Source organism: Bradyrhizobium sp. (genome assembly GCF_049581145.1).
GTDB lineage: Bacteria > Pseudomonadota > Alphaproteobacteria > Rhizobiales > Xanthobacteraceae > Bradyrhizobium.
On sequence record NZ_JBAURI010000877.1, the window covers coordinates 1 to 7955 of the forward strand.

At 63.7% G+C, this 7955-nt stretch carries 12 protein-coding genes; 5 read left to right on the forward strand and 7 right to left on the reverse strand.

The genetic code is table 11. The features are described 5' to 3' along the window. Positions 1–161: TetR family transcriptional regulator (locus WCB02_RS28635; protein WP_423963125.1), on the reverse strand; the 161-nt coding region annotated here is incomplete at its 3' end. A gap of 110 nt (positions 162–271) precedes the next feature. Between WCB02_RS28635 and WCB02_RS28640 the strand changes: the two genes are divergently transcribed. After that, a complete protein-coding gene (locus WCB02_RS28640; protein WP_423963114.1) occupies positions 272–577 on the forward strand; it encodes a YciI family protein in 306 nt (101 codons plus the stop codon). A gap of 402 nt (positions 578–979) precedes the next feature. Here WCB02_RS28640 and WCB02_RS28645 read toward each other — a convergent pair whose 3' ends face one another. From WCB02_RS28645 to WCB02_RS28660, 4 genes are all read right to left on the reverse strand, one after another. Next, positions 980–2065, reverse strand: coding sequence for a mandelate racemase/muconate lactonizing enzyme family protein (locus WCB02_RS28645; protein WP_423963115.1), 1086 nt, complete (start codon positions 2063–2065; stop codon positions 980–982). 73 nt (positions 2066–2138) lie between these two features. Further along, positions 2139–2447, reverse strand: a complete 309-nt coding sequence (locus tag WCB02_RS28650; protein WP_423963116.1) for a hypothetical protein — start codon at positions 2445–2447, stop codon at positions 2139–2141. Positions 2448–2465: 18 nt separating this feature from the next. After that, positions 2466–3074 (reverse strand): NIPSNAP family protein, encoded by a 609-nt coding sequence (locus WCB02_RS28655; RefSeq protein ID WP_423963117.1) that lies wholly within the window; start codon positions 3072–3074, stop codon positions 2466–2468. A 3-nt stretch (positions 3075–3077) separates the two neighbouring features. Further along, positions 3078–3218: a hypothetical protein gene (locus tag WCB02_RS28660; RefSeq protein WP_423963118.1), complete on the reverse strand. Its 141-nt coding sequence runs from the start codon at positions 3216–3218 to the stop codon at positions 3078–3080. 1084 nt (positions 3219–4302) lie between these two features. Between WCB02_RS28660 and WCB02_RS28665 the strand changes: the two genes are divergently transcribed. Together WCB02_RS28665 and WCB02_RS28670 are read left to right on the forward strand one after the other, a co-directional pair. Beyond that, positions 4303–4980, forward strand: coding sequence for a DUF1214 domain-containing protein (locus tag WCB02_RS28665; protein WP_423963119.1), 678 nt, complete (start codon positions 4303–4305; stop codon positions 4978–4980). A 7-nt stretch (positions 4981–4987) separates the two neighbouring features. Continuing rightward, positions 4988–5593: a DUF1254 domain-containing protein gene (locus WCB02_RS28670; RefSeq protein ID WP_423963120.1), complete on the forward strand. Its 606-nt coding sequence runs from the start codon at positions 4988–4990 to the stop codon at positions 5591–5593. A 103-nt stretch (positions 5594–5696) separates the two neighbouring features. Here the strand turns inward: WCB02_RS28670 and WCB02_RS28675 are convergent, their stop codons facing one another. Continuing rightward, entirely contained in the window at positions 5697–5837 is a 141-nt protein-coding gene (locus tag WCB02_RS28675) for a hypothetical protein (RefSeq protein ID WP_423963121.1), read from the reverse strand. Positions 5838–6062: 225 nt separating this feature from the next. Next, positions 6063–6665 (reverse strand): EF-hand domain-containing protein, encoded by a 603-nt coding sequence (locus WCB02_RS28680; protein WP_423963122.1) that lies wholly within the window; start codon positions 6663–6665, stop codon positions 6063–6065. Between WCB02_RS28680 and WCB02_RS28685 the strand changes: the two genes are divergently transcribed. Both WCB02_RS28685 and rpe read left to right on the forward strand, forming a co-directional pair. After that, entirely contained in the window at positions 6664–7059 is a 396-nt protein-coding gene (locus WCB02_RS28685) for a hypothetical protein (protein ID WP_423963123.1), read from the forward strand. The two genes, WCB02_RS28680 and WCB02_RS28685, sit on opposite strands and share 2 nt — an antisense overlap. A gap of 45 nt (positions 7060–7104) precedes the next feature. Further along, a complete protein-coding gene (gene rpe, locus WCB02_RS28690) occupies positions 7105–7806 on the forward strand; it encodes a ribulose-phosphate 3-epimerase (RefSeq protein ID WP_423963124.1) in 702 nt (233 codons plus the stop codon). Positions 7807–7955: the final 149 nt, after the last annotated feature.

The window sequence follows — 7955 nt, forward strand, 5'->3', positions numbered from 1 at the left end:
ATGCTGATCTTGGCAACTCCCGCCTCCTGAACGATCGTCTCAACACCGACCGCGCGAATGCCCCTGCGATAAAACAGATCGGCTGCGACCTCGAACACCTTGTCGCGCGCTGACTTCTTTCCGCCCTCGTCTGCTTTGAACCCCACCAAACTCCTTGCCATCGCTGGCGGCTCCCTTCGCGCTTGACATGTAACCGACCGGTTCGTTACATTCTAGCAGATGGTTGCCGGATGGATAGTGATTTCCTCACGACGACGAGGTTGGATTCGCGATGAGATATTTTTTCCTGGAAGGGGAACACCTTGTTCCCTTCGAACAGCGTGATCCAAACCTGATAGCTGCGCACCGCCAGTTCTTGCAGCAGGGCTACGATGAGGGGCGCTTCTTGCTGTCGGGTCCGAGTGTTCCGCCGACAGGTGGGGTTTTGGTCGCCCGCGCCGAGTCCCTGGAACATCTGCACGAGTTCCTGGCCGACGAGCCTTTTTGCAAAGCCAAGGTTATGCGTTTTAGCAAAATTATCGAGTTCAACCCGGTGCAGCATCAGCCCATTTTGAAACAATGGTTTGATAGGGTCTGACTGAAGCAAGCCCTTGGAGCTCAAAAAGCGTTCTAAAGGCGGTTGACGCAAGGCCCGCAATTGGAGAGCGCTCCTGCGGGTGCCCTTTCGACCGGTCTCGCGGCTGCACTCGGCTCGCGTGCGCCTCTGGCAGGGATCGTCGGGTGGCGTTCTCTTGATCTCGCATGTCACGCTCCCTTGGTCAGAGAGACCGATAAGCATGAGCTGGCTAAGGCATTGGAATTGGGCGGGACGTTGCGCCCGACTAATTGTCGGTTCGGGCTGATCGCGCAATTTGACCGTATGCCAGACACTTCAGGCCTGCCCCGATCGACAGACATCAGCCGCCCTGCCCGACCAGTCAGGTCGGGGCGCGCAGCGGACGTTGGGCGTGCCCGCCGCGCCTGAGCATTTGGAGTCGTTTCAGCCCGCGTGGTGCCGCACGGCGTCCAGATCGAAGGAGAAGCCCCAGCCGGGGCGGTCGGGCACGATCGCGCGGCCCTCGCCGTCCAGTTCGATCCGTTCCGCATAGATCGGCTCGAACCACGGCATGTGCTCCAGGATATACGCGTTCGGCGCGGCGGCAAGCAGGGGGAGGCTCATCTCGCTGAACAAGTGCGAGGACAGCTTCACGTCGAACGCGGCGGCGAGGTGGCCCGCGCGGATGAACTCGGTCGGTCCGCCCATGCGCTGCAGATCCGGCATCAGCACGTCGGCCGACTTCATCTGCAACATCGTCAGCATCCCCCGGCTGGTGTGCTCGGTCTCGCCGCTGGCGATCGGTGTGTCGAGTGCGGTGACGATCTCGGCCTCGCCCGCGTGGTCCCAGTACGGGATCGGCTCCTCGAACCAGGCGAGGCCGTACTCTTCCAGCGCGCGGCCGAGACGGATCGCCTCGGGCACGCTGAGCGACTGGTTCGCGTCGGCCATGAGCTTGACGTCGGGGCCGATGGCCTCGCGGACGGCGCGGACACGCTCGACGTTCCATGCGACGGGACGGGAACCGACGCGCATTTTCATCGCCCGGAAGCCGCGCGCGAGGAAGTCGGCCGCCTCGCGCTGCAGCTCTTCGATGGAGGAGGAAAGCCAAAGGCCGCCACTCGCGTAGGCCGGCACGGCGGTCGCGGCGGCGCCTATCAGGCGGGAGACGTTCAGCCCGACGGCGCGGCCGCGCAGGTCCCACAGCGCGGCGTCCACGCCGGCGAGGGCTGCGACGCTCATGCCAGCATGGCCGAAGAAGCCGATATCCGTCCAGGCGCGTCTGTAAAACGACGCGGCCATCGTCGGATCGAGGCCGATCAGCAGCGGTTCGAACGAGCGGACCATGTCGCGCAGGATTTCGAGCCGGTTGCCGTTGATGGCGAAGCACAGGCCCTCCCCGGTGACGCCCTGGTCGGTGTCAACGAACACGACAACCGCGTCGGCGGAGCGGATCTCGAGAGTCGCCGAAAGAATCGGGCGCGGCAGCGGCAGCCGCACGATGTCGGCGCGCAGTGCGGTGATCTTCACGCCTACTCTCCCCCTCGAGCACAAAGGACGGGCGTCTGGTAATGCCGCGCGACGGTCACGTCCAGATCAGATTTCAGACAGCCAGGGGAGCATTCACGGCTGAATTGGGCTGCCCCATGTCCGGGTTGTTCTGGCGACCATGGCGAGGACATCCCTGACCGGCAGGCTGCTGCCAAGCGGCGACATCGCGCGTCCAGTCCGAGATAAAGAGGCCGCTCGACGATGCCTGATACCAGCCCGCGCGGATGAAATATCTTATCGACACGAACATCCTGCGCGAACTCGGCAAGACGAATCCCCACGGGAATGTCGCTGCCTGGCAGAAGACCGTCGATGACGCCGAGCTGGCGATCAGCGCGCTGACGGTGCGCGAGGTCGCCAAAGGCGTCGCAAAGAGAGCTCACCCGCTCTCGGGCAGGGCGATGACCGAGACCGCCTCGAGGATGTTTTCCGGGCCGCCCTTCGGCGGCCAGATGCCTGCGGCATAGGCTGCGGTTCGCAACGATTGACGCTGGGCGAGGTTCTCGAACTCCCAGACATGGGTGATCCGGGGCGGCCCATCGAGCGCATACATGTTGATCACCAGGTGCGCCGTGTAGTCCCTGGCCGGCGCGATTGCGGCTTCCCAGCCGGCGAGCGTCGGCGCAAGACCACCCGGCTTGAGTTTGTAGGTCCGGAATTCATAGATGGCGTCATGGCTGGCAGCCCGCGCTGGCGGCAGGAATGGAAACGGCATGTAGCTGTCCATCTCCAGCGCCGTGATCACCCCGCCGGCGTTGAACGGATTGGCGCTCGACAGCGCGCGATGCCGCTCCCGTTGCAGGGCGCCGGAATCATCGAAGCGGCGCAACATCAGCAGGCGTCCGAGCGGGCCGATCTCGGTGCGCCAGCAGCCCAGCAGGGTGCCGACGGCATCGGGCATCGCGACCCAGTCCCGCACAGCCTTCGCCACCTCCGACGCGGAAAGCAGCGGGAACGCCAGCGTCGTGAGTTCGTAGAGTTCGCGCATCGCTCAGACCTCCGGCGGCAAGGACGCCGCGAGCCCGGGAAGACGCCCGGAGGATTCCGCCGCGAACGCACCGAACAGCGGGTCCCATTCGGTGATGGTCAAACTCTCGATCAGCCCCGCGACCGCGAACGGATCCGCCGCCACCAGCGCCTCGACCTTGGCGCGATAGGCACGGTGAAAATCAGAAAGCCGGACCGCAGCGGCGTGCCAATCAGCGGTCCGGAGGCCCGCAAGCTGCCCACCGCGACGAGATGATTGAGATAGGCCACATGGGCGGCGAGGTGCCAGTTCCAGCCATCCCCGTCCGGATGCGACATGGTCGCGATGAAGAAAGGCATTCCGGTCTCTGGTTATGGTGACAGCACCGCGCGTGCAGGTCGGGACGGAATGATGGTGCCGTCTCCTGCGCCGTGGCGTCGCGCATTTCGTTTAGCGGATCCAGGGGGCCAAGAGGGCACAGGCGAAGCCCACCAGCAGCAGGCCCGAGGCTGCCACGGAGATCAGGTCAATTGACCAGGGGTGCACGACTCCGCCGACCAAATCGAGGTGTCTGGAGTGGCTTTCGTCGCGATATGTCTGAAGGCGCATGGCAGAGCACTCCTTTGTGCGCCGGGGTCTTCATTCAATCGGCAACCGTCAAAACAGTTCCGTGCGATCGAACCGGATCAAGCCAGGATGGTCCGGCTTCGTCGAACGAGCGATTCCATGAAGCTTGTCGTTTCCAAGCACGGGTCCGTTGCCGTCGCAGCGAAGTCTGTTCAGCCGGCTCTCGGCGAAGCCGGTGCAGGCCGATGCCCCGCTGGTATCGATCCTGTATGTCTTGGTCATATGACGCCTCTGGCGCTGGGTTCTGGCGAGAATTGGAAACATCCGGCCAGGTTGAACGCGCTCAGGTTGCGTCGCGGCCGGTTGGGAATATGTTCCGGCAAGACGGCGGATCGCCCGGCCATCCACAGCTTTCGTTTCGATCGCCGCGCCGCGAAGGCCGCACGCTTGCGACCAGGAAACGGGAGCCGCTCGCGGACCGCGATTGCCGGCAATCAGCAAGCGTAGCCACGATGACCGAAGCCCTATCCGGGCCCGGGCGGCACCCCGTCCGGGAGTTTGACTTATATCCGTGACGGATATAGTGTCGGGCCGACGCCGCCAAGGCAGTCGTGACAAGGCAATCGCGACAAGGCAATCGCGACAAGGCAATCGTGCCGGCAACAGTGACAAAGTCAGCGCCATGAGCAGAACATCCACGTCCTACCTGGCGGCGCTGGTCGCGGCGGTCTGCGTCTTCTTCTTCACCCGCGCATTCTTCCTGGGGCATCTCTTTGTCGATTCAAGACCGGTGCGCCTCGACGTGATGCAGGGCTTCCTGATCGGCGCCGGGCTCGCGTTCGTCACGGCGCAGGCCTACGCGAGGATCAAGGCCACCAAAGTCAACGGCTGGATCGCCATGTTCGGATTGGGCGTTCCCGGCAACGGCATGCTGCTGCGAGCCGCGCACGCCCAATATTTTCCCGGCCCGGTGACCGTGCCGGAAGAGGCGATGTATTGGTGGGCCAACGCAGATGCTGCGGGCCAACCACTGAACGGGGAGCACGACTACATCGTGCACTTCCCGCCGGGCGGCCTCCCGCCGAACAACGCGTTCTGGTCACTCACGATGGGTGATGCGAGAAATCGCTTTGTGGCCAATCCCATCAACCGCTACAGCGTCGGTGATCGCTCCGGCCTCGTCTCGAATGCCGATGGCTCGGTCGACATTCACATCCGGAAGACCGCCGCGCACGGGCACGAGTCGAACTGGCTGCCGTCGCCGTCAGGCAACTTCATACTCTGGCTGCGTGTCTATGAGCCGGGTCCCGCCATTCTCAATGGCACCTACAAGGTACCGCCGGTCGTCAAGGCAAAGTGATGTGACAATGGGACATCTGCTCATATTCGGTGCGGTCTGCATCACGACATGGTTCCTCGTCATCGCCTTCTGGCCGCGCATGATGCTGTCCGTGTACAAGAGAGCGCTGCTGGTGAAAGGGTTCGGCGACGGTCCCGTCCCGATCAATACGCTCTACACGCAGCCCCAGGCCCTGTTTGCAGATCCCGTCCACGCAGCGCTGCCGCCCGGGAGTTCCAGGCTGATGAGTTACGGGACGAACCGCGATACGCTCTACGTCTGCGGCTGGCTCGACCTGCGCAAGGGGCCGTTGATCTTGCACGTGCCGGACATGGCCGGCCGCTATTACAGCGTGCAGTTCACCGATCCGTCGAAAAACGTCAATTTCGCCTATGTCGGCAAACGCACGACAGGGACCGAGGCCGGCGACTTCCTCATCAGCGGCCCGGGCTGGAAGGGAGCCGTGCAGCGGGGAATGACGCAGATTTCCTCGCTGAACAATTCGGTGGCCGTGATCGGCCGCGTCTTCGTGGCGGACGACCGCGATCTCCCGACCGCGCACGCCCTTGCGAGACAGATTCATCTCGTTCCGTTCGCCGGTCGGCAATCCAGTCAGCAGGCATGGGCCGGATGAGCGAAGCGACCTCCGGGCTGCTGCCGAACTCCTGAACTCACAACACCCCGCATGTCGCGCCACTCATGCGGGCCACATTGCCAGTTTGTCCGAACCGCGTCGATTACCAATGGAGATAGAGCCAGATTGCGCTGACCGCTGCTCCAGACAGGACGATGGCCACTATCATCAGCCATTGCACGGCATCGCGCCTAGCATAGGCGGGATGTTCGTCATGTTCGTTATGTTGGTTGGATATACTCATGGGACGTCTCCTGGGGCGTTTCTCACCCACGAAGACTGAAACCGAAAACCAGGGACCAGATCGCCCCTCATAGAGGGTCTCAGCATCCGCAGATTTGCTTGTCTTTTTTTTTTTGAACTTAGACGAAGGGATGATCGGTGCATTTGATACAAATCAAAGCGCAACGCACAAATCGACCAGGAGCGAACGACATCGCAGCATCAGTCGAATCCGGTGAAACCTGGCTCAGACGCTGAGCGAGAGCGGTGTGGCGGAGGTCGACAGCTGGGGTCCGTTCTGGATCAGCTGCTCGAGGCGGGCATAGGATGCAGCCGATAGCGAGCTCGGCGTGAGCTGCGACGGATCGACCGGCGTCAAGGAGGACGAGTACAGTCCGGTACTGCTGCTCGAGGAGCTGGATGACATCGCAGTGGCCGAGGATGCGGCCAGCGCCTGCAGCAGCGGATCGGTGGACGTGCTGCTCGACGTGCCGTCGGCACTGGAGGCGCTGCTGCTGCCGCCGGCGCCGGCATGCATGTGATGATGGCCGCCATGGTGTCCGCCTGCGCCCTGCAGCGCCGACTTCAACTCGCTGAGGCTGACCGAGCCGTCGCCGTTGCTGTCCAGTTCATTGAAGACCTTGTCGGCAGCCGCAAGGTTGGTGCCGCCGGCGCCGAGCGCGTTCTCGAATTCCGTCTTGCTGATCTCGCCATCGCCGTTCGCGTCGAGTTGCGAGAACAGGTTCTGCAGCGATTGCTGCGGGCTGGTGGATGTCGTGCCGGTGGATGTCGCGCTGGACGATGTCGCGCTCGTGCCCGACTGGCTTTGTGCGGCGAGCAGTGCGCTCATGGTCTGCGGCGCGATCTGCGACGTGCTGCCGGTTCCCGAGGTCGAGGCCGTCGACGGCGCGCTGCTCGTGGTGCTGGCGGCGAAAGGGTCGAACGGCGTTGCCGCGGTCTGGCTCGTGCTGGCAGACTGCGACGACGACAGCGTCGATGCAGCCAGCGATTGGAAGCTTTGCAGCAGCGATGACGCGGCGCCGAGGGCAAACAGCATGACGGAACTCCGAACCAGATGCCGCGACAGCGGCCAGCGCAATTCATCGGTTGCAGCAGCAAACGCCGTGCCAGGGAAAAACATCCCAAAAAACAAAGGCTTCCCATCTCGGGCGGCGTCGGCAACCACGGCAAACGATGCCGCACCCGGCAGAATTTTCCGCGTCGATTGCCCGAATGCTTGCTAACGTGTTAGGCGACATTTATTCACGCTTACGGGTTCGGAACGCGCCATGGCATCAGCATTCACCCCTCGCCCGCTCGTCATCGCGCCGTCGATCCTGGCATCGGATTTCGCAAAACTCGGCGACGAGGTCCGCGCCGTCGATGAGGCCGGCGCCGACTGGATCCATCTCGACGTGATGGACGGGCATTTCGTCCCCAACATCTCCTTTGGCCCTGACGTCATCAAGGCGCTGCGCCCGCACAGCAAAAAGATCTTCGACGCGCATCTGATGATCGCGCCGGCCGATCCCTATCTGGAAGCGTTCGCGAAGGCCGGCTGCGATCACATCACGGTGCATGCCGAGGCAGGCCCGCATCTGCACCGCTCGCTGCAGGCGATCCGCGCGCTCGGCAAGAAGGCCGGCGTCTCGCTCAATCCGGGCACGCCGATCTCGGCGATCGAATATGTCATCGACATGATCGACCTGGTGCTGGTGATGTCGGTCAATCCGGGCTTCGGCGGCCAGGCCTTCATCCCGGCTGCGCTCGGCAAGCTCGGCGATCTGCGCGCGATGACGGCGGGCCGCCCGATCGACATCGAGGTCGATGGCGGCGTCAGCTCCGACATCTCCGGCCAGCTCGCCGCCGCCGGCGCCAACGCCTTTGTCGCCGGCTCCGCGGTGTTCAAGGGCGGCACTGCGGACGCCTACAAGGCCAACATCTCCGCTATCCGCAACGCGGCTGCGCTGGCCCGCGGCGAGGCGGTTTAGCGCGCCGCAGTCCGGCGGCGTGACGTCGCCGGTTCAAGACCGGATGAGTCCCCGCCAGGCGCGGCGTCGCGCGGCAACGGCGCTATCCGGCTTTCGGGATCATGCCTTATGAACAGACGTCGTCGGTTCCCGCGGTCTCGTCCCGGGAT